This is a genomic window from Streptomyces sp. NPDC034103 (genome assembly GCF_055575395.1).
This window is the reverse complement of sequence record NZ_JBVISS010000032.1, coordinates 1-19,552: the sequence shown is the minus strand read 5'-3', so window position 1 is coordinate 19,552 and position 19,552 is coordinate 1. Positions and strand designations below refer to the sequence as shown.

Annotated in this window: 18 protein-coding genes and 1 rRNA gene; 15 read left to right on the top strand and 4 right to left on the bottom strand. The window is 70.9% G+C overall.

The genetic code is table 11. The features are described 5' to 3' along the window. The 10 genes from rrf to ACZ56U_RS39655 form a co-directional block, all read left to right on the top strand. A 5S ribosomal RNA gene (gene rrf / locus ACZ56U_RS39700) occupies window positions 1–87 on the top strand; the annotation flags it as partial. Window positions 88–146: 59 nt separating this feature from the next. After that, on the top strand, window positions 147–791 hold the full coding sequence (locus ACZ56U_RS39695; RefSeq protein WP_469088811.1) for an HAD family hydrolase: 645 nt from the start codon (window positions 147–149) through the stop codon (window positions 789–791). 81 nt (window positions 792–872) lie between these two features. Next, window positions 873–1,556 carry a VC0807 family protein gene (locus ACZ56U_RS39690; protein ID WP_469088810.1) on the top strand — a complete coding sequence of 228 codons (684 nt, stop codon included), beginning with the start codon at window positions 873–875 and terminating at the stop codon, window positions 1,554–1,556. 81 nt (window positions 1,557–1,637) lie between these two features. Then, window positions 1,638–2,864: an MFS transporter gene (locus ACZ56U_RS39685; protein ID WP_469088809.1), complete on the top strand. Its 1,227-nt coding sequence runs from the start codon at window positions 1,638–1,640 to the stop codon at window positions 2,862–2,864. After that, a complete protein-coding gene (locus tag ACZ56U_RS39680; protein ID WP_469088808.1) occupies window positions 2,815–3,987 on the top strand; it encodes an acetoin utilization protein AcuC in 1,173 nt (390 codons plus the stop codon). The genes ACZ56U_RS39685 and ACZ56U_RS39680 overlap by 50 nt, the downstream gene beginning before the upstream one ends. Before the next feature lie 452 nt (window positions 3,988–4,439). Continuing rightward, window positions 4,440–5,255 carry a phosphatase gene (locus tag ACZ56U_RS39675; protein ID WP_469088807.1) on the top strand — a complete coding sequence of 272 codons (816 nt, stop codon included), beginning with the start codon at window positions 4,440–4,442 and terminating at the stop codon, window positions 5,253–5,255. 129 nt (window positions 5,256–5,384) lie between these two features. Then, window positions 5,385–5,594: a helix-turn-helix domain-containing protein gene (locus tag ACZ56U_RS39670; RefSeq protein WP_093781815.1), complete on the top strand. Its 210-nt coding sequence runs from the start codon at window positions 5,385–5,387 to the stop codon at window positions 5,592–5,594. Between the two features lie 157 nt (window positions 5,595–5,751). Then, a complete protein-coding gene (locus ACZ56U_RS39665; protein WP_003948845.1) occupies window positions 5,752–5,850 on the top strand; it encodes a 30S ribosomal protein bS22 in 99 nt (32 codons plus the stop codon). Between the two features lie 254 nt (window positions 5,851–6,104). Then, the gene (locus ACZ56U_RS39660; RefSeq protein WP_469088806.1) at window positions 6,105–7,166 is read left to right on the top strand and encodes an NAD-dependent epimerase/dehydratase family protein; all 1,062 of its coding nucleotides are present in this window, start codon (window positions 6,105–6,107) and stop codon (window positions 7,164–7,166) included. 14 nt (window positions 7,167–7,180) lie between these two features. Further along, window positions 7,181–8,227 (top strand): lysophospholipid acyltransferase family protein, encoded by a 1,047-nt coding sequence (locus tag ACZ56U_RS39655; protein ID WP_469088805.1) that lies wholly within the window; start codon window positions 7,181–7,183, stop codon window positions 8,225–8,227. A gap of 71 nt (window positions 8,228–8,298) precedes the next feature. On the opposite strand, the gene ACZ56U_RS39650 is transcribed toward ACZ56U_RS39655, so the two are convergent. From ACZ56U_RS39650 to ACZ56U_RS39640, 3 genes are all read right to left on the bottom strand, one after another. Continuing rightward, a complete protein-coding gene (locus tag ACZ56U_RS39650) occupies window positions 8,299–9,540 on the bottom strand; it encodes a DUF5667 domain-containing protein (protein ID WP_469088804.1) in 1,242 nt (413 codons plus the stop codon). Window positions 9,541–9,814: 274 nt separating this feature from the next. Further along, complete coding sequence (locus tag ACZ56U_RS39645) at window positions 9,815–10,588, bottom strand: ECF subfamily RNA polymerase sigma factor, BldN family (protein WP_469088803.1); 774 nt, start codon at window positions 10,586–10,588, stop codon at window positions 9,815–9,817. Window positions 10,589–10,938: 350 nt separating this feature from the next. After that, a complete protein-coding gene (locus tag ACZ56U_RS39640) occupies window positions 10,939–11,865 on the bottom strand; it encodes an HAD family hydrolase (RefSeq protein WP_469088802.1) in 927 nt (308 codons plus the stop codon). A gap of 118 nt (window positions 11,866–11,983) precedes the next feature. Here ACZ56U_RS39640 and ACZ56U_RS39635 point away from each other — a divergent pair, with 118 nt between their 5' ends. The 5 genes from ACZ56U_RS39635 (at window position 11,984) to ACZ56U_RS39615 (ending at window position 17,655) form a co-directional block, all read left to right on the top strand. Next, window positions 11,984–12,271, top strand: coding sequence for a glutaredoxin family protein (locus tag ACZ56U_RS39635; protein WP_469088801.1), 288 nt, complete (start codon window positions 11,984–11,986; stop codon window positions 12,269–12,271). 236 nt (window positions 12,272–12,507) lie between these two features. Further along, window positions 12,508–13,272 carry a redox-sensing transcriptional repressor Rex gene (locus ACZ56U_RS39630; RefSeq protein WP_469088800.1) on the top strand — a complete coding sequence of 255 codons (765 nt, stop codon included), beginning with the start codon at window positions 12,508–12,510 and terminating at the stop codon, window positions 13,270–13,272. Next, entirely contained in the window at window positions 13,269–14,990 is a 1,722-nt protein-coding gene (locus ACZ56U_RS39625; RefSeq protein WP_469088799.1) for a glutamyl-tRNA reductase, read from the top strand. Before ACZ56U_RS39630 ends, ACZ56U_RS39625 begins: the two co-directional genes overlap by 4 nt. Beyond that, complete coding sequence (gene hemC, locus ACZ56U_RS39620; RefSeq protein ID WP_391245323.1) at window positions 14,987–15,946, top strand: hydroxymethylbilane synthase; 960 nt, start codon at window positions 14,987–14,989, stop codon at window positions 15,944–15,946. Before ACZ56U_RS39625 ends, hemC begins: the two co-directional genes overlap by 4 nt. Continuing rightward, window positions 15,943–17,655, top strand: coding sequence for a bifunctional uroporphyrinogen-III C-methyltransferase/uroporphyrinogen-III synthase (locus tag ACZ56U_RS39615; RefSeq protein ID WP_469088798.1), 1,713 nt, complete (start codon window positions 15,943–15,945; stop codon window positions 17,653–17,655). Before hemC ends, ACZ56U_RS39615 begins: the two co-directional genes overlap by 4 nt. Before the next feature lie 140 nt (window positions 17,656–17,795). Here the strand turns inward: ACZ56U_RS39615 and ACZ56U_RS39610 are convergent, their stop codons facing one another. Next, the gene (locus tag ACZ56U_RS39610; RefSeq protein WP_469088797.1) at window positions 17,796–19,169 is read right to left on the bottom strand and encodes an FAD-binding oxidoreductase; all 1,374 of its coding nucleotides are present in this window, start codon (window positions 19,167–19,169) and stop codon (window positions 17,796–17,798) included. Window positions 19,170–19,552 lie beyond the last annotated feature (383 nt).

The following is a 19,552-nucleotide window of genomic DNA, read 5'->3' as shown; positions in this document are numbered from 1 at the left end:
GGTTACATTCCGAACCCGGAAGCTAAGCCTCACAGCGCCGATGGTACTGCAGGGGGGACCCTGTGGGAGAGTAGGACACCGCCGAACAAATTTTAGAAAAGGCCCACGCCATTAGGCGTGGGCTTTTTTGCATTTAGGGTTCAGGTATGCGCTATGACCTGGTTATCTTCGACAACGACGGCGTCCTCGTGGACAGTGAGCCGATCTCCAACCGGCTGCTCGCCGCCTATCTGACCGAGCTCGGGCACCCGACGTCGTACGAGGACTCGATTCGGGACTACATGGGGTCCGCGATGCATCGGATCCACGATCTGATCGAGGAGCGGACCGGGCAGCGGTTGCCGGGGGACTTCGATGATGTCTTTCATGGCCGGGTGTTCGCCGCGTTCGAGCGGGAGTTGAAGCCCGTGGCGGGTGCCGTGGGGGTGCTGGAGAAGCTCGCGGCGGACGGGGTGCCGTACTGCGTGGCGTCGTCCGGGAGCCATGAGCGGATCCGGGTGGGGCATCGGACGACGGGGTTGGACCGGTGGTTCGAGGAGACGCGGGTCTTCAGTTCGCAGGATGTGGGGCGGGGGAAGCCGGCGCCGGATCTGTTCCTGTACGCCGCCGAGCGGATGGGGGTGGCGCCGGAGCGGTGTGTCGTCGTCGAGGACAGTCCACTGGGCGTTCAGGCGGCTGTGGCGGCCGGGATGGATGTGTACGGGTTCACCGCCATGACGCCTGCCGAGCGGCTCTCTGGGGCCACTCAACTGTTCTCCGACATGGGGGAGTTGGCGGACCTCCTGGCGTGATCCGGCGTCTGACAATTGTCATGCCGAGCTCCGGACGATCGTTCCTACCGTGGCACCCGGGGTCGACGAGACGCTGGGGGCATGACGACGAGGACGAGCAAGCTCAGCACCTTCGGCCCGCTGATCGTGGACGTGGCGGTGCCGGTCGGGTCGTACTACCTCTTCAAGGGCGCCCTGGGGATGGGCACCTTCGCGGCGCTGGCCTGGAGCAGTGCGGTGCCTGCCGTGCGGACGGTGTGGTGTGCGGTGGGGGAGCGGAAGCTGAACGGGCTCGCCGCGCTCATCCTCTGTGTGAACGCGGTGTCGCTGCTGCTGAGCCTCGTCTCCGGTGACCCGCGGCTGATGCTCGCCAAGGACAGCGGGGTCAGCAGCGTGATCGGGATCGCCGTTCTCGCGTCGGTGGTGTGGGGGCGGCCGATGATGACGGCGGCGTTCAGGCCCTTCCTGGTGCAGGGGGACCCGGTGAGGGAGGCCGCCTGGGAGCGGCTGGCGGTCGGGTCGGCGGAGTTCCGGAGGGCGGAGCGGGCCTTCTCGGTGGTGTGGGGTGTCGTACTGCTCGCGGAGTGTGGGGTACGGGTGGTCGGGGCGTACACGCTGCCCGTGGACACCATGGTGTGGCTCGGGTCCGTGATCCTGGTCGGGGCCATGGTGCTGGCGTTCATGGTGAGCCGGGTGGTCGCCGCCGAGCCGATGGCGCGGTTGCTGTGTGCCGAGGTCACGGCCGCCGAGGAGGCTGTGAGGGCCGGGGTGGGTGTCGCCGCCTGAGGCAGCCCGGGGTGAAGCTGAGGGAAATTCATCTTTGGCTGGATCTACCCACGGGTAGCCCGGGGCCCTACGCTCGCCGCCATGACAGATGTGCTGCGGCGCGGCAGGGCCTCGTTGGCGTTCAGCTTTTTCGCCCAGGGGGCCGCCTTCGCCCTGCTGGTGACCCGGATCCCGGCCATCCAGGACCGGTACGGGGTCTCCGACGCGTTGCTGCCGGCGTTTCTGGCCGCCGTGCCGATCCTCGCCGGGGTCGGGAGCGTGACGACCGAGAAGCTGGTGCGGCGGATACCGCCCAGCCGGCTGCTGCGGTGGGCCCAGCCCGTCGTGCTGCTGGCGCTGCTGGGGGTCGGGGCGGGGGACGCGACGGTCGAGCTGGGGCTCGCGTTGGCCGCGTTCGGGCTCGCGGTGGGTGTGCTGGACGCGTCCATGAACATGCTCGGGGTGAGTCTGCAGCGGGCGTACGGGCGGAGCATCATGCTCAGCTTCCACGCGGTGTTCAGCCTCGGCGGGATCGTGGGGGCCTCGCTGGCGTGGGTGGGGGCGCACTGGGATCTCGCGTTGCTCGTGTCGTATCTGCCCGTGGTGGCCGTGCTGCTGCCGGCCGCGTTCGTCGGGAGTCGGTGGTACGTCGACGGGGGCGCCGAGCCGGAGCCGCAGGCGGACAAGGGCGGGGCGGGTGCCGAGGGCGGGGCCGTCGCCTTCCGGATGCTGTTGCCGCTGTGCCTGGTGATGACCTTCGCGTACATCGGGGACTCGACGGTCTCCAACTGGAGCGCGAAGTATCTCCAGGACGTGCTCGGGAGCAGCGAGCAGCTGGCGACCGTGCCGTACAACGTCTACATGGTCACGACGTTGATCGGGCGGGGTCTCGGGGACTTCGGGGTACGGCGGTTCGGGGCCGTCCTGGTGGTGCGGGCGGGGGCGTTGGTGTCGGCGCTGGGGTTCGGTGTGGTGGCGCTGGCGCCCGGGGCGTGGGTCGGGATGCTCGGGTTCACCTTGCTGGGGCTGGGGTTGTGTGTGCTCGTGCCGCAGACCTTCGCGGCCGCCGGGCGGTTGTTCCCCGGGGCCTCCGACGCGGCTGTGGCTCGGCTCAATGTCTTCAACTATGTGGGGTTTCTGGTCGGTTCGCCCTTGGTGGGGGCGCTGGGCGACGCGTGGAGCTATCGCGGGGCGATGCTGGTGCCGATGGTGTTGGTGCTGGTGACGCTTGTGTACGCCCGGTCGTTCGAGGCTCAACCGGACCGATACGGTGGCGGGCATGAGCGGTCGCGCACAGCTGATGTGGGACGAGGCAGTAACGGGCTATGACTTCGGTCCGGACCATCCGATGGATCCGGTCCGGCTGGCTCTGACCCGGGGTCTGGTGTCCGCCTTCGGGCTGGACCGGGAGGTGGACGTGGTGTCCGCCAAGCCCGCCGGGGAGTCGACGTTGGGGCTCGTGCACCGGGAGGACTACATCGCGGCCGTGAAGGCGGCGTCGGCGGATCCCGGGGCGGCGGACGGGTCGTACGGGCTCGGGACGATGGATGATCCGGCGTTCGCGGGGATGCACGAGGTGTCCGCGCTGATCGCGGGGCAGTCGGTCGGGGCGGCCGAGGCGGTGTGGCGTGGGGACGCTCTGCACGCGGTGAACTTCGCGGGTGGGCTGCATCACGCGATGCCGGGCAGCGCGTCCGGGTTCTGCATCTACAACGACGCCTCGCTGGCGATCGCGCGGCTGCTGGAGCTCGGGGCCGAGCGGGTCGCCTACATCGATGTCGACGTGCATCACGGGGACGGGGTGCAGGCGGCGTTCTGGGAGGATCCGCGGGTTCTGACGATCTCGCTGCACGAGCATCCGCGGACGTTGTTCCCGCAGACCGGGTGGCCGGAGGAGACGGGGGCGGACTCCGCGGAGGGCGCTGCGGCGAATTTGGCGTTGCCGGCGGGGACCGGGGACGCGGGGTGGCTGCGGGCCTTCCACGCGGTGGTGCCGGAGCTGATCGCGGACTTCCGGCCGCAGGTGCTGGTGACGCAGCACGGGGCCGACACGCACTTCGAGGACCCGCTCGCGCATCTGGCCGTGTCGTTGGACGCGCAGCGGGCCGTGCAGGTGGCCTGTCACGATCTGGCGCACGAGTACGCCGACGGTCGGTGGGTGGCGCTGGGCGGTGGCGGATACGCGGTGGTCGAGGTGGTGCCGCGGTCGTGGACGCATCTGGTGGGGATCGCGGCGGGGCGGCAGATCGCGCCGGAGACAGTGATCCCGGAGAGCTGGCGACAGGAAGTCTTCGCCCGCACCCGGCAGTTGGCGCCGATGCGGATGACGGACGGCCGGTGGCCGGTGAGTTGGGCCGACTGGGACGCGGGCTACGACCCGGCGGACCGGTTGGACCAGGCGGTGCTGGCGGCTCGGCGGGCGGTGTTCCCGCTGCGGGGGCTGTTGCCGTAGCGGCAGCTGTTGCCGCGGCGGCGGCTGTCGCCGTAGCGGGGTGCTGCCGTGGCGTCGGCTGCTGCTGCGTCGGCGGGTTGTTGCCGTGGCGGGGCTGCGGGGCTGCTGCCGTAGCGGGGACGGCAGCCCTGGCGGGCTGTTGCCGCAGTGGCGGCTGTTGCCGTAGCGCGGGGGCTGCTGCGTCGGCGGGTTGGTGCCGTGGCGGGGCTGCCCGGGCCGTTGTCCCCGCTGCGGGGCTGCTGCCGTAGCGCGGGGGCTGCTGCGCTGGCGGGTTGGTGCCGTGGCGGGGCTGCTGCCCTGGCGGGCCGCTGCCATGGCGTCGGCTGCTGCTGCCCTGGCCGGTTGTTGCCGTAGCGGCGGCTGTTGCCGTAGTGGCGTGTGCGTTACGCCGACTGTGCGGTGTTTCCCCGTTCCCCTGTCGGCCCCGGCTGTCGTCCGTCACCATCGCTCCCGTGTTGAGCATCCAAGCGTTGCGCGCCCATCTGCTGGCTGCTCGTCTGGCCGGGCCCGTGGCCACCTCGCGGGAGGAGAGTCTGCGCAGTTACCGGCTTTTCGCCGCTCGTGACCCACGCGTGCTGATCGGGATCGATCCCGAGTGGACGTGGGGGCAGCGGGATGTGATCGGACTGATGGCAGCTAAATGTGGGGTTTCCGGCGACCCGCGACACACTCAGGGGCATGATGTGATCGACCCTGAGCGAACCCTGGTCGCTCTCGACGCCTTCGCTGATCGGGTCGGTGTCGCCGCGGAGCGCCGCGCTCCGGTGCTCCTGGGGACCGGGCACCCCCATCGACTGCTCGACTTCTACGCCGCGTTGGCGGACGCCCTGTCGGCGGCGGGATGTGCCGTCCTCACCCCCGCGTATGGTCGTTGTGTCGACATAACGACCCGGTTCGGTCTACGTACGTACAACCTTGACTACGTACGAGGAGTCGCGCTCGTGAGAGATCCGGGAGACTCCCGCCCCGGTTGTGCGACCGGCGCACACACGCACTCACCCCTGCCGGTTCGGACCGTCCTGGCGGCCGCCGCGGACGCCGGGGGACCGCTCCCCGAGCTGGTCATCGGGGATCACGGGTGGGTCTGCGGGGCAGGTCAGCTGGGGTTTGAGGCCATTGGGCTGGCCGATACCGATGACCCCGCCCTCTTCGTGGGGGAGGCGGAGGGGGTCGTGTCCGTCGTCGTTCCACTTGATGACGCTGTGCGGTCTGATTACTACCGGCCGCTTACCCGCTACGTACTCAATCGAGCGTGTCTGTCACAGTAGGCCGCCGATGGGTGCACCTCTTCCCCACTCGCATCACCCGCCCCTAGTCTGGGGAGTGAGCACGCAGCGACGAAGAGTCACCGGAAGGGGAAGCCGGTGACCGTCGAGTGCGGAAGGTTCAGGTGTGTCATGGCAGCTGGCGAGAGGCCTCTGAACGAGGTTCAGTTCCTTACCGTGGCGGAAGTCGCCTCGGTGATGCGAGTGTCGAAGATGACCGTGTACCGGTTGGTGCACAGCGGTCATCTGCCCGCTATCCGGGTGGGACGTTCGTTCCGCGTCCCGGAGCAAGCGGTTCACGAGTACCTTCGCGAGAGCTACGTGGGGGTGGAAACCGCCTGACGGTTGTGGGGCGGGGGGATCCTCAGGACAAGGTCCGGATCTCCCCGTTCCCCCTCGATTACGACCTCAGCGCTCGGGCGGGTAGGCTGGCCCCTCGTAGGTCGTATGGGCCCATGGCGCCCAAACACCGAGTGATGAGAAGTGAGCGAGGGTAGTCGTGGGCTCTGTTATCAAGAAGCGGCGCAAGCGGATGGCTAAGAAGAAGCACCGCAAGCTGCTCAAGCGCACGCGCGTGCAGCGTCGCAACAAGAAGTAAGGCGACGCCGCGCAAGCAGCGTGATTGTGGCCCCCCACCACACCCGGTGGGGGGCCACACGCATATCCGGACCCGGACGGGAGCCTCCGCGTACGTCCGACACCGCTTGGGCGGTCCGGTCGTACGACCGCGGACGTCGTGACGTCACGCATTGGGCGGTCATCACAGCGCAACGCCGACCCGCTAAGTTGGCCGGACACGGGGAACGCGGCAGGGTACGCAGGGGACGAGTGCTGGAAGAAAGGCGCTGAATCTTGGGCAAGGTCGTGCTCGTGACCGGAGCGGCCCGTCAGCTGGGGGGCCGGTTCGTACGACGGATCCAGCGTGACCCCCAGGTGGACCGGGTGATCGCCGTGGACGCGGTGGCCCCCGAGCACCACCTGGGCGGCGCCGAGTTCATCCAGGCCGACATCCGGCAGGCCACCATCGCGCGGGTCCTCGCGCAGGCGGGCGCCGACACCGTCGTACACCTGGACGTGACGGCCATGCCGCTGGGCAGTGCCGGCCGGACCACGGTCAAGGAGACCAACGTCATCGGCACCATGCAGCTGCTCGGTGCCTGTCAGAAGTCGCCGACCGTCAAGCGCCTGGTCGTGAAGTCCAGTACGAACGTCTACGGGTCCGCGCCCCGTGATCCGGCCGTCTTCACCGAGACCACCCCTCCCAAGTCGCTGCCCAGCGGCGGCTTCGCCAAGGACACGGTCGAGGTCGAGGGCTATGTACGGGGGTTCGCGCGGCGGCGGCCCGATGTGGCCGTGTGTGTGCTGCGGTTCGCCAACATCCTGGGACCCAGCGCGGACACCCCCCTCGCCTCGTACTTCACGCTGCCGGTGCTGCCGACCGTGCTGGGTTACGACCCGCGGCTGCAGTTCGTGCACGAGGACGACGTGATCGAGGTGCTGCGCATCGGCTCGCACGAGCCGGAGCGGGGCACCCTCAACAGCGGGACGTTCAACATCGCCGGTGACGGGGTGCTGCTGCTGTCGCAGTGCGCGCGCCGGCTGGGGCGGCCGACCGTGCCGCTGTTGCTGCCGGCGGTCACCTGGGCCGGCTCGCTGGTCCGTACGCTCGGGATGACGGACTTCTCGCCCGAGCAGATCCGGCTGCTCACGCACGGCCGGGTCGTGTCGACGGTCCAGATGCGGGAGACGCTCGGATTCCGGCCGAAGTACACGACGGCGGAGACGTTCGCGGACTTCGTCCGAGGTCGCGGACCCGGACTGCTGCCGCCCGAGGCCCTCGCGGGGGCCGTCGACCGGATCGCCGCGCTGCCCGCCCTGGGCGGCGGCCAACCCCCGACGCAGAGCGCCAACTGAGGAGCGCATCAACGATGGCGGACGCCAAGGTCATTCCGTTCGACGACGACCGGTCCCGCGGGGCCGCCGTACAGCGGCCGTCGCGTCGCCGGGCCACGGGGAGCCGGCGCAAGGAGCCCTCGCCGGTCCGTGGGGTCCAGCCCCTGCCCACGCCCGGGCCGGGGCGGGATGATGTCCCTGTGACGCGTGAGGAACAGCCGCCGCCGACGGCGCGGGAAGACGGCGGTATCGAGCGGCGGATCGCGGGCGGCCTCGCCTTCCTGCGCCGCCGGCTCACCGGTGACTACGACGTCGACGACTTCGGGTACGACGAGGAGTTGACCGACCAGGTCCTGATGTCCCTGCTGCGGCCGGTGTACGAGAAATACTTCCGCGTCGAGGTGAAGGGCATCGAGAACATCCCGGCGGAGGGGGGCGCGCTGATCGTCGCCAACCACTCCGGGACGCTCCCGCTGGACGGTCTGATGATGCAGGTCGCCGTCCACGACAACCACCCCGCGGGGCGGCATCTGCGGCTGCTGGCCGCGGACCTCGTCTTCATGCTGCCGGTGGTCAACGAGCTCGCCCGCAAGCTCGGCCACACGCTGGCCTGCGCGGAGGACGCCGAACGGCTGCTCGGGCAGGGCGAGTTGGTCGGTGTGATGCCGGAGGGCTTCAAGGGCATCGGCAAGCCCTTCAGCGAGCGCTACAAGCTCCAGCGCTTCGGCCGGGGCGGGTTCGTCTCCACGGCTCTGCGGCAGGGCGCCCCGATCATCCCGTGCTCGATCGTCGGCGCGGAGGAGATCTACCCGATGATCGGCAACGCCAAGACCCTCGCCCGTCTCCTCGGCTTCCCGTACTTCCCGCTGACCCCCACCTTCCCGTGGCTCGGCCCGCTCGGCGCGATCCCGCTGCCGACGAAGTGGACCATCCAGTTCGGCGAGCCGATCCCCACGGACGGCTATCCACCGGAGGCGGCCGAGGACCCGATGCTGATGTTCAACCTGACGGACCAGGTACGCGAACAGATCCAGCACACGCTGTACAAGCTCTTGGTACAGCGCCGGTCGGTGTTCTTCTAAGGCCTTCCAGGAGTACGACGACGGGGGCGCCCTTCCTGGTGGAGGGCGCCCCCGTCGTCGTGTCGGTGGTGCTAGTCCGCGTCCTCGGCGTCGATGCCCAGACCCGGCAGGAGGCCCGGGAGGAGGGGCGGGAGGGTGACGTCCGGCTGGGCGGGGATGCTGGTGGACGGGGAGGCGGGGCTGGTGCTGTCCTGGGTGGGGTCCAGGAGGCCGCCGGTGTTGCCGCCGAGCAGGCCGTCGTCGGCGCTGCCCGACGTGGACGAGTTGCTCGGGCGGTCCTTGCCGTTCGAACCGCTGCTGTCGGAGCTGCCGCTGCCGGTGCTGGGCGCGGCCGGGCGGTCGGAGCCGGACGCGCCGGTGGACGGCGAGCCGGAACCGCCCTGGCGCCTGCCGTCGCCGCCACCCTGGGCCGGGGCCTCGGGGAGCAGGGACTGCAACGGAGCGACCTCTTGGTCTATGGCGTCGAACACCGACGACACCTGCTGACTGACGTCGCCGAGCTGGACCGGCAACCGGTCGCGGAGCGCGCCCCAGACCTCCCGGTGCGAGCGGGAGAAGGCGTCGAGAGCCTGGATGGGGCCCAGCGAGCCCGGGTCGCGCTCGTAGGCCTCGTGGAGCAGCCGGTGGCCCTCCGCGGCGTCGTGCTGCATTCCCGACAGGGCCCGGCGGATCTCGCCGACGGACTCGTGGTCGAGGTGGCCGCCGCGGTCGCGGTCCATCAGCCGGCGGGCTTCGTTGAGGCGGGTGGAGGCCTGGTCGAGATAGGCCTGGCCGCGCTCGTCGTCCCCGTCGGACAGATAGGTGAGCTTGAAGTCCTCGATGCCGCGCTTGAGGCCGTACAGCGAGTCGCCCGGGAGGGCGTCCGAGCTGGCGGCGGCCACCCCGCCGAAGGCGCCCGCGGCGACTCCGACGCTGAGTCCGCCGGCGGCCAGGCCCTTCGTGAGCCGGGAACGCGGTCGCAGCTTGCCCAGCGGGGACGCGCGGTGCGCTCCTCGGGCCCGGTGCGAGCGCTGTTCGGGCACCGAAGGATCCGTTGCTTCGCCCCCGACGGTGCCTTCCTGGAGCATGGCCTCGAACGCGGCCACCAATTGGGCCCGCTGGACGACCTTGACCTCAGGGTTCAGCTCCGGCCTGGGCAGCTCGCCGAGACACTCCGCGAGGGTCAGCATGCGACCCTGCTCGGTCCGTTCCGCGGCTGCCGGGGCCGGGTCCGGACCTTCGGACTGCTCGGCCGCCGGGCCCCGGTCGGACTGCTCCTCCAGGGCCTGGGCGAAGGCGTTCGCCCGCCGGTGTGCCGAGACGTTCGCGATCACTGGCGGCACCTCCTCTCGTCATGACGGTCGACTCCCCAGGGGGTCCTGAGGGTTGCACGCTCTGACCACTTCCACACGATCGGGTGATCGAAGTCGGCCAGGGAGTGACCACAGGGAGCCTGCATCCCGCACAACGAGTGGCGCGGCACTTGGGTTACGGACTGCGGATGATCGGATCGGGAAGTCAACGGACTTTCACCGACAGCGAGTTGGCAGTCACCGAGCGTGCCCCTGTCAGTTCGCCCCGCCGATTCGCCCCGTCAGACCGCCCCTGTCAGCGGACGTCGTCCGGGAGGAGCCGGGCGAGGGTGCGCACGGCCCGGTACTGGAGGGTCTTGATGGCACCCTCGTTCTTGCCCATCACGCGGGCGGTCTCGGCGACGGAGAGCCCCTGGAGGAAGCGGAGCGTCACACACTCCTGCTGCTGCGGGTTCAGGCGGCGCACCGCCTCCAGGAGGGCGGCGTTGGAGAGGGACTCCAGCACCGAGTCCTCCGGGGACCGCTCGACCTCGTTGGCGTCGAGCATCTCGCCGGTGGTCACCTCCAGGCGGAAGCGGCTCGACTTGAAATGGTCGGCGACGAGGTTCCGGGCGATCGTCACGAGCCAGGCGCCGAAGTCACGGCCCTGCCAGGTGAAGGTCCCGATCCTGCGCAGCGCGCGCAGGAACGTCTCGCTGGTGAGGTCCTCGGCGGTCGCCTTGCCCCCCACCCGGTAGTAGATGTAGCGGTAGACGGTGTCGCTGTACTGGTCGTAGAGGCGCCCGAAGGCGTCGGCCTCGCCGGCCTGTGCCCGCTCCACGAGGTCCATCATGCGGGCGCTGTCGCTGTCCGCGGCCGGTCGGCGCGCGGTGGTGGTGCCGGTCGAACGCCCTCTTCTGCCGACGGCCGCGGAACCGTCGGCCAGTGCGTAGCACGGGCCGATCGGTGCCGTGGCTACGGCGAGGGCGGGGACGGCGTACGCGGTGGGGACGAAGCCGCGCAACAGGTCTTGGACCGTTGCGCGCAGCGTAGCCAGGCCCGAGGCGTCAACCCCGACGTGTGGGTACACGGGACTCCCAGAGGCAGAGCTTCCATCACGTGCAGTGCGGGACCGTTCACCCGTCGTAGCGACGGAGGGGTACCGGTATGCGTCTGAGGAGAATAACGCTTCGTGCAGGCACTGCTACACCCAGTTGCTCAAATCATCGATTACGTCGCTTCTGTAACCGAATGACGGCTGTTCAAGTGCCGGAGAGTGACCGTTTGTTGATCAGTTGAGATCGGATTCCGGTCAGGGTCGGGGCGTGTTGTGGCCGTGTGCCGACAAGAGGACTGGATGGAGGAGGTGGGGGTACTTCTTGTCTTTCGGGCGCGGGCTCGTCGTGGCTGGTCGCGCAGTTCCCCGCGCCCCTGGGTGGGTCAGCGGCGGCGGCGGTGCAAAGCGATCGCGGCTGCAGTGCCTCCGGCGACCGCTCCTACGCCCGCCGCCGCCGGGATGCCGACCTTCGCGGCCTTCCTGCCGGTGCGGTAGTCGCGCAGACGCCAGTCCAGTTCCCTCGCGTGCCTGCGGAGCTTGGAGTCCGGGTTGATCGCGTAGGGATGGCCGACCAGGGAGAGCATGGGGATGTCGTTGTGGCTGTCGCTGTAGGCCGCGCAGCGGCCCAGGTCCAGGCCCTCCGCCGCGGCCAGGGCACGGACCGCCTCCGCCTTCGCCGGGCCGTGCAGCGGCTCGCCCACCAACTTGCCCGTATAGACGCCGTCCACCGACTCCGCGACCGTGCCGAGCGCGCCGGTCAGGCCGAGGCGGCGGGCGATCACGCCGGCGATCTCCACCGGGGCCGCCGTGACGAGCCACACCTTCTGGCCCGCGTCCAGGTGGGCCTGGGCCAGGGCGCGGGTGCCGGGCCAGATGCGCTCGGCCATGTACTCGTCGTAGATCTCCTCGCCGATGGACATCAACTCGGCGACGCGGTGGCCCTGGACGATCGACAGGGCCGAGTCGCGGGCCTCCTGCATGTGCTCGGGGTCCTCGATGCCCGCCAGCCGGAACCACGCCTGCTGCCAGGCGAAGCGGGCGAGCTCGCGGGTCTCGAAGAACTTCCGCTTGTACAGGCCGCGGCCGAAGTGGAACAGCGAGGCGCCCTGCATGACGGTGTTGTCGAGATCGAAGAAGGCGGCTGCCTTGTCGTCGCCGAGGACCGGGAACTCCGGCTCCGCGCCGGGGGTGGAGGCCTCGACGACCTCCTGTGACGTCTTGCGCGCGGCCTCCGCCGAGGCCTCGCCTGCCAACACGCTCCGCGCCGTGGCGGAGCGCCTACGGGGAGTGAGCCATCCGAGAGCGGCCATGGCGTGAGCATAGCCAGTTTGTTCGGAGCTTCCGGAGCGGCGAGGTTCGGAGGATGTGAACTCTGCGCGGCCGAGCCGGTGAACAAGCGCTCCAGGTCGGGTCGAGGTCCGCGCGAGAATGGCCGACATGAGTCCCATCTTCCGCCGCAAGCCGGCCAAGGCCCCTGAGGACCGGCTCGTCACGCTCATCCGCAAGCCCGGATGCCACCTGTGCGATGACGCACAGATCGTCGTCGAGAAGGTGTGCGGGGAGGTCGGGGTCCCCTGGGAGTCGAAGGACATCACCCAGGACCCCCAGCTCCACGACCAGTACTGGGAGCAGATCCCGGTCGTCCTCGTCGACGGGGAGCAGCACACCTTCTGGCGCGTGGACGAGAAGCGCCTGAGGTCGGCACTGACCGAGTAGTCCAAATGGCCCGGCCGGTCGCTTAGGATCGATGGCGACTTGGTCCTGGGGGGCGGGATTGTTGAGGAGAGTGTGCGGTTTTGCCCCCGAGACAGACGTGCGTGACCCCGGTCACGTTGGCCGGGCAAATCGGACACCATCTTTGTGCACGCGTTCACAAAGACATAGCCTGCATTCGACGGGGCGGTCCAGGTACGTGTGACCGCCTTAAGCCCCGCTCTACCCGCAGGAGCACCGTGGCAACTGGCCGAACTCACCGACCGGCGACCCGCAGCCGAGGGATTCCCGAGGCCACCGTCGCCCGGCTTCCGCTGTACCTCCGCGCGCTGACCGGACTGTCGGAGCGCTCGGTGCCCACGGTCTCCTCCGAGGAGCTCGCGGCCGCGGCGGGGGTCAACTCCGCGAAGCTGCGCAAGGACTTCTCCTACCTCGGGTCCTACGGCACCCGTGGTGTGGGGTACGACGTCGAGTATCTCGTCTACCAGATCTCCCGCGAACTGGGCCTGACCCAGGACTGGCCGGTAGTGATCGTCGGTATAGGAAACCTCGGCGCCGCCCTCGCCAACTACGGCGGGTTCGCCTCCCGCGGGTTCCGGGTCGCGGCCCTCATCGACGCCGACCCGGCCATGGCCGGCAAGCCCGTCGCCGGGATCCCGGTGCAGCACTCGGACGACCTCGAGAAGATCATCGAGGACAACGGGGTCTCCATCGGCGTCATCGCCACCCCCGCCGGTGCCGCGCAGCCCGTCTGCGACCGGCTCGTGGCCGCCGGGGTCACCTCCATCCTGAACTTCGCGCCGACCGTGCTGTCCGTCCCGGACGGCGTCGACGTGCGCAAGGTGGACCTCTCCATCGAACTCCAGATCCTCGCCTTCCACGAGCAGCGCAAGGCCGGTGAGGAGGCCGCGGCAGCCGACGGCGCCCGTCAGGCCGCCGCCGGTCGTGGCGACTCCGCCGACCAAGAGCCCGACGGGGACGTACCCGCCGTGATGCCGGCATGAGTCTCCTCGTTGTGGGCCTGAGCCACCGCAGCGCACCCGTCAGCGTGCTTGAGCGGGCGGCGCTGAGCGCTGACGCCCAGGTCAAGCTGTTGCAGGACACCGTCGCCGCGGAGCCGGCCACCGAGGCCGCGGTGCTGGCCACGTGCAACCGCATCGAGCTGTACGCCGACGTGGACAAGTTCCACGCCGGTGTCGCCGAGCTGTCCACGCTGCTCGCCCAGCACAGCGGGGTGGGGCTCGACGAACTCACGCCGTATCTGTACGTGCACTACGAGGACCGGGCCGTCCACCACCTGTTCTCCGTCGCCTGCGGGCTCGACTCCATGGTCGTCGGGGAGGGGCAGATCCTCGGGCAGATCAAGGACTCGCTGGCCAAGGCGCAGGATCTGCACACCGCCGGACGACTGCTGAACGACCTCTTCCAGCAGGCCCTGCGGGTCGGCAAGCGGGCGCACTCCGAGACCGGGATCGACCGGGCCGGGCAGTCGCTGGTGACGTTCGGGCTGGAGCAGCTCTCCGCGGGCGCCCCGGTGCAGGACTGGGCGCGCGGCAAGAAGGCGCTCGTCATCGGGGCCGGGTCGATGTCGTCGCTGGCCGCGGCGACGCTGGCGCGGGCAGGGGTGGCGGAGATCGTCGTCGCGAACCGGACCGCCGAGCGGGCCGAGCGGCTCGCGGAGATCCTGAACGACGGTTCCGCGGAGACGGGCGTGATGGCTCGCGCCGTCGCCATGGGCGCCGTGCCCGGCGAGCTGACACGTGCCGACGTCGTGGTGTCGTGCACCGGGGCCACGGGGCTGGTGCTCACCGCCTCGACGGTCGCCGCGGCCGTCTCCGCGTCCGGCGCCGCGCGGGGGCTGGTCGCGCAGCCCGGCGCTCACGGCGTGCCGCCCCGCCTCGGGTCGGGAGCCGCCCTGGGCGGCACCCACACCCGCGGCCCGGGTGAGCAGACCGACGACACCTGCCCGCTCGACCTGAACTCCGTTCCGGCCACCGCCGGGTTCTCCGTGCTCGGGGAAGCCGCCGTCGCCGGGATGGCCGCCGCCGAGCTCGAGCAGCATGCCGCCTGGGTCGACAACGGGGCCTGCCGGACCCACAGCGCCGCCGACGAGGCCGAGGCCATCGCCGCGCTGGCCGCCGTCGCCGCCACCGGGGCGCGGATCCCGGAACGGCGCAAGCCCGAGCCGGTCGCTCCGCGGCCCGCTCCCGTGCTCTTCCTGCTCGACCTCGCCATGCCCCGGGACATCGACGCCGCCGTGCACCGGATCGGCGGGGTGCGGCTCGTCGACATCGAGTCGCTCGCCGACGCCTCCGCCGACGCTCCGATGGCTGCCGACGTCGACCAGGTGCGGCGTATCGTCGCTGACGAGGTCGCCGCCTTCGGGGCGGCGCTCCGGGCCGCGCACATCACACCCACCGTCGTCGCGCTGCGGACCATGGCCGCCGACGTCGTCGCCGGTGAGATGGCGCGGCTGGAGGGGCGGTTGCCCGGCCTCGACGACAAGCACCGCAACGAGATCACCCAGACCGTCAAGCGTGTCGTCGACAAACTGCTGCACGCGCCGACCGTCAGGGTCAAGCAGCTCGCGGCCGAACCCGGCGGCGCCGGGTACGCGGACGCGCTGCGGACCCTGTTCGACCTCGACCAGGAGACGGTGGACGCCGTGTCCCGCGCCGAGGACAGCATCGAGAAGAACAGCAAGAACCGAGGGTCGGCATGACTGAGAAGGCACTGCGGCTCGGGACCAGGCGAAGCAGACTCGCCCTGGCCCAGTCCGGGCAGGTGGCGGACGCCGTGAGCCAGGTGACCGGACGGCCCGTGGAGCTCGTCGAGATCACCACGTACGGCGATGTGTCGCGGGCCCAGCTCGCGCAGATCGGCGGCACGGGCGTGTTCGTGACCGCGCTGCGGGAGGCCCTGCTCAAGGGGGAGGTCGACTTCGCGGTGCACTCGCTGAAGGACCTGCCCACCGGGCAGCCCGACGAGCTCTCGCTCGCCGCGATCCCCCAACGCGAGGACCCGCGGGACGTCATCGTCGCCCGGGACGCGCTGAAGTTCACCGACCTGCCCCGCGGGGCGCGCATCGGCACCGGCTCGCCGCGGCGGATGGCCCAGCTGAACGGGTACGCGCGCGCCCACGGCCTCGACATCGAGACCGTTCCGATCCGCGGGAACGTGGACACGCGGATCCGGTACGTGCGGGACGGCGAGCTGGATGCCGTCGTGCTGGCCGCCGCCGGGCTGCGTCGCATCGGCCGGATCGACGAGGTGACCGACTTCCTGTCGGTCGACACGGTTTTGCCCGCTCCCGGCCAGGGAGCACTCGCGATCGAGTGCACCGCGGACAACGCGGGCCTGATCGCCGCGCTCGGAGAGCTCGACGACCCGTTCACGCGGGCCGCCGTGACCGCCGAGCGGTCCCTGCTCGCCGCCCTGGAGGCCGGCTGCTCCGCCCCTGTGGGCGCGCTGGCCGACCTGCTGGCCGACGGGCAGATTGTCAAGGAAATGCGCCTGCGGGGCGTCGTCGGTACCACCGACGGCTCTCGCACGGTGCAGTTGTCCACCACCGGTCCCGTGCCCGAGACGCACGACCAGGCAATGGCGCTCGGCCGTGAACTCGCGGCCGAGATGCTCGCCCAGGGCGCGGCCGGTCTGATGGGGGAGCGAGCACTGTGAGCCCCACCGCCCTTCCTGCCGCCGGACCTGCACATGGGCACGTCACCTTCCTGGGTGCCGGACCCGGGGATCCGGGGCTACTGACTCTGCGCGCTGTCGAGGCGCTGGCGAACGCGGACGTCCTCGTCGCCGAGCACGAGGTGCTCGACGTCGTACGCGTCCACGCGCGCTCAGGCGTCGCCGTCGTGGACACGGATGCGGATCCCTCGGTGGATCTTCATCCGGGCCCAGGCGCGCCTCAACTGACGGTTGTTGACGGCGCGTCAACAACCGCTGCTGTCCCCGCCGTGCGGGATGCCGCACATCTTGTCATGGAGGCCGCGCGGGGCGGCAGGCGGGTCGTGCGTGCGGTGTCCGGGGACCCCGGGCTCGACGCGTACGCCGCCGAGGAGATGCTCGCGTGTGCCGCCGCCGGGGTGCCCTTCGAGGTCGTTCCCGGTGTCGCCGCCGCGGTCGGCGTGCCCGCGTACGCCGGTGTGCCGCTGCGGGACGCCCAGGGCGCGGACGTGCGGTTCGTCGACGCCCGTACCGCCTCCGACCGCTGCTGGACCGAGGTCGGGGCGTCCGACGGGACGGTCGTCGTCTCCACGACGCTGGACTCCGTCGCCGCCGCCGCGGGTGAGCTCGTCGCCGCCGGGCGCAAGCCCGATACGCCGCTGACGGTGACCGTCGCGGGTACCACTACGCGTCAGCGGACCTGGACCGCCACCCTGGGGACCATCGCCCAGACACTCAAGCAGGCCAAGGTGCTGCCCTCGCCCGAGGGCGGGCGGCCGGTGATAGCCGTGGTCGGTGAGCGGTCCGCCGCTGCTCAGCGCGAGCAGCTGTCGTGGTTCGAGTCCAAGCCGCTCTTCGGGTGGCGGGTCCTCGTGCCGCGTACGAAGGAACAGGCGGCCTCGCTCTCCGACCAGCTGCGGTCCTACGGCGCCGTGCCGCACGAGGTGCCCACGATCGCCGTCGAGCCGCCGCGCACGCCCCAGCAGATGGAGCGCGCGGTCAAGGGACTCGTGACCGGGCGCTACGAGTGGATCGCCTTCACCTCGGTCAACGCCGTCAAGGCCGTGCGGGAGAAGTTCGAGGAGTACGGGCTCGACGCTCGCGCCTTCGCGGGGATCAAGGTCGCCGCGGTGGGCGAGCAGACCGCCAAGGCGCTCGTCGCGTTCGGTGTGAAGCCGGATCTGGTGCCCTCGGGGGAGCAGTCCGCCGCGGGTCTTCTCGAGGACTGGCCGCCGTACGACCCCGTCTTCGACCCGATCGACCGCGTCTTCCTGCCGCGGGCCGACATCGCCACGGAGACGCTGGTCGCCGGGCTCATCGAGCTCGGGTGGGAGGTCGACGACGTCACCGCCTACCGCACCGTGCGGGCCTCGCCGCCGCCGGCGGACACGCGGGAGGCGATCAAGGGGGGTGGCTTCGACGCCGTTCTCTTCACGTCGTCCTCCACCGTGCGGAACCTGGTCGGCATCGCCGGCAAGCCGCACAACGTGACCGTCATCGCGTGCATCGGTCCCGCCACCGCCAAGACCGCGGAGGAGCACGGGCTCCGGGTGGACGTGATGGCTCCCGAGCCGTCCGTGCACAAGCTGGCCGAGGCGCTCGCGGACTTCGGGCTCAAGCGGCGGGCGGCCGCGCTGGAGGCGGGGGATCCCGTCACCCGGCCCAGTGAGCGGCGGCCGGGGGCTCGGCGGCGGCGTAGCACCAGTACGTGATGCCGGGGCCCTGATCCCTGGTCTCCGGTGCCTGGGCTCTGGTGCCTGGTCTCTGGGGCCTGGCGCCTGATCCCTGGTGCCTGGTCTCTGGGGCTTGGTGCGTGGTGCGTGGTGCGTGGTGCGTGGTGCCTGGTGCCTGGTCAGGCCGCGGCCACCGTGTGGCCGTAGCGGAGCAGGTTGTGGGGGTCGTACGTCTCCTTCGTGCGGCGCAGGCGGTCGTAGATCTCCGGGGTCCAGGCCCGGGCGCGGTCCTCGGCGTCGCCGGGGGTGCCGTGGAGGTTGGGCATGGTGCAGCCGGTGGCGTACGGGGTCATCGCCTCGTACAGGGCGGTCGTGGCCGTTTCGACGGCCGCGGCTGCCTCCGGGGTCGCCAGGACGCCCACCGCCTCCAGGAGGTAGGCGGCGTTCCTCGCGCAGACCGCGTCCTCCGTCGCCGTCGGGCGGGACAGGGCGCCGCCCATGTGGCGGAGCTCGACCAGGAGCAGCGGGTGGTCCGGGTGGGCCGGGCCCGCCTGGTCCAGGAGGGCCGTGACGGCGTCGGGGGTCAGTTCGCCCAGGCAGCCGCAGGACTCTCGGGCCGGGAGGGGATCGTGAGGGTCCTGGTAGATCATGTCGACGGCCGTGTAGTCCATCTCCGCCACCGTGTCGAAGACCACCGGAGCCGCGGCGCGCAGCGGGGCCAGGAGGTTCTGGCCCTCTGCCTCGTCGCCGGTCCAGGCGACCGCCACTCTGGCCCAGAAGCGGCCGCGCAAGGGCTCGGGGATCTCCGGGAGCGGGGGCAGGCGGAGCAGGGTGAAGCCGGTGCACATCTCGTCGGGGACCGTCGGGGTCCACTCCGCCCAGGCGCGCAGGAGGGGCTCGGCGTCCTCGCCCGCGCAGTAGATGCCGCCGCCGAGGATGCGGGACAGTCTCGGGAGCTCGGTGGTCATCTCCGTGACGATGCCTACGTTGCCCTTGCCGCCGCGCAGGGCCCAGAAGAGGTCGGGGGCGTGGGTCGCGTCGGCCTCGTGGAGGGTGCCGTCCGCGGTGACGACCTTGAAGGAGCGGACCAGGTCGGAGGCGTAGCCGTAGGCCCGGCCGAGGACGGGGAGGCCGCCGCCGAGGGTGTAGCCGATGGCGCCGACGTCTGTGGAGGAGCCGTTGAGGGTGGCGAGGCCGTGGGGGGCGGCGGCGTCTATGACGTGGCGCCACTTCGCGCCTGCGGCGATCGTCGCGGTGCGGGTGCTTGGGTCTATGCGTACGTCCGTCATGCGGGACGTGTTGATCAGCAGGCCGGTCTCTATGGGGAAGTTCGCGCCGTGGCCGGTGGCCTGGACGGCGACGGGGGTGTTGGTGCTGGTCGCCCAGCGGAGGGCGGTGACGATGTCGGCGGCGTCCGTGGCGCCTATGACGATGTCGGGGGTGTGGGCGGCGGCCAGGTTGAAGCCGGTGACTTCGGTGGCGTAGGCCTCGTCGGTGGGGCGTAGGACCGGGCCCTTGATCTGTGAGAGGGCGAAGAGGTCTGGGGTGGGCATGGGGTCCTCCTCGGCCGGGTTGGTGGTTCTTTCAGCTTGGACCTGTGGGGTGGGGGGCGCATGTGGGGGGGCGGGGGCGGGGGCGGTGCGCGTCGGTGCCTGCGGCGGCCTGTGGCTTGTGGGTGGGGGTGCGCGTTGCGCCTGCGCGGTGTGTGGGGGGTCGGGGCCGTACCGGGGGGTGTCCGTCCTCGGTCGGGCGCAGCCGTGGGACCGAGCTGTGCTGTCGGTCGGACGCCCGACACTGCGGGCGGGCACCCCCCGGTACGTCCCCTTCCCGCCGTGGCGCCGGTGGCGGTGCGTGGGACCGGCCGCTTCCAGCCCCGGTGCGTTCCTCTTCCCGCCGTGGCGCCGGTGCCTGTCTTTCAGCCCGTCCGGCGTTTGAG

Excerpts from the sequence above, each read along its gene's own strand:
- ACZ56U_RS39695 (WP_469088811.1), top strand. The coding sequence starts at position 147 with ATGCGCTATGACCTGGTTATCTTCGACAACGACGGCGTCCTCGTGGAC.
- ACZ56U_RS39690 (WP_469088810.1), top strand. The coding sequence starts at position 873 with ATGACGACGAGGACGAGCAAGCTCAGCACCTTCGGCCCGCTGATCGTG.
- ACZ56U_RS39685 (WP_469088809.1), top strand. The coding sequence starts at position 1,638 with ATGACAGATGTGCTGCGGCGCGGCAGGGCCTCGTTGGCGTTCAGCTTT.
- ACZ56U_RS39680 (WP_469088808.1), top strand. The coding sequence starts at position 2,815 with ATGAGCGGTCGCGCACAGCTGATGTGGGACGAGGCAGTAACGGGCTAT.
- ACZ56U_RS39670 (WP_093781815.1), top strand. The coding sequence starts at position 5,385 with ATGGCAGCTGGCGAGAGGCCTCTGAACGAGGTTCAGTTCCTTACCGTG.
- ACZ56U_RS39655 (WP_469088805.1), top strand. The coding sequence starts at position 7,181 with ATGGCGGACGCCAAGGTCATTCCGTTCGACGACGACCGGTCCCGCGGG.
- ACZ56U_RS39640 (WP_469088802.1), bottom strand. The coding sequence starts at position 11,865 with ATGGCCGCTCTCGGATGGCTCACTCCCCGTAGGCGCTCCGCCACGGCG.
- ACZ56U_RS39635 (WP_469088801.1), top strand. The coding sequence starts at position 11,984 with ATGGCCGACATGAGTCCCATCTTCCGCCGCAAGCCGGCCAAGGCCCCT.
- ACZ56U_RS39625 (WP_469088799.1), top strand. The coding sequence starts at position 13,269 with ATGAGTCTCCTCGTTGTGGGCCTGAGCCACCGCAGCGCACCCGTCAGC.
- hemC (WP_391245323.1), top strand. The coding sequence starts at position 14,987 with ATGACTGAGAAGGCACTGCGGCTCGGGACCAGGCGAAGCAGACTCGCC.
- ACZ56U_RS39610 (WP_469088797.1), bottom strand. The coding sequence starts at position 19,169 with ATGCCCACCCCAGACCTCTTCGCCCTCTCACAGATCAAGGGCCCGGTC.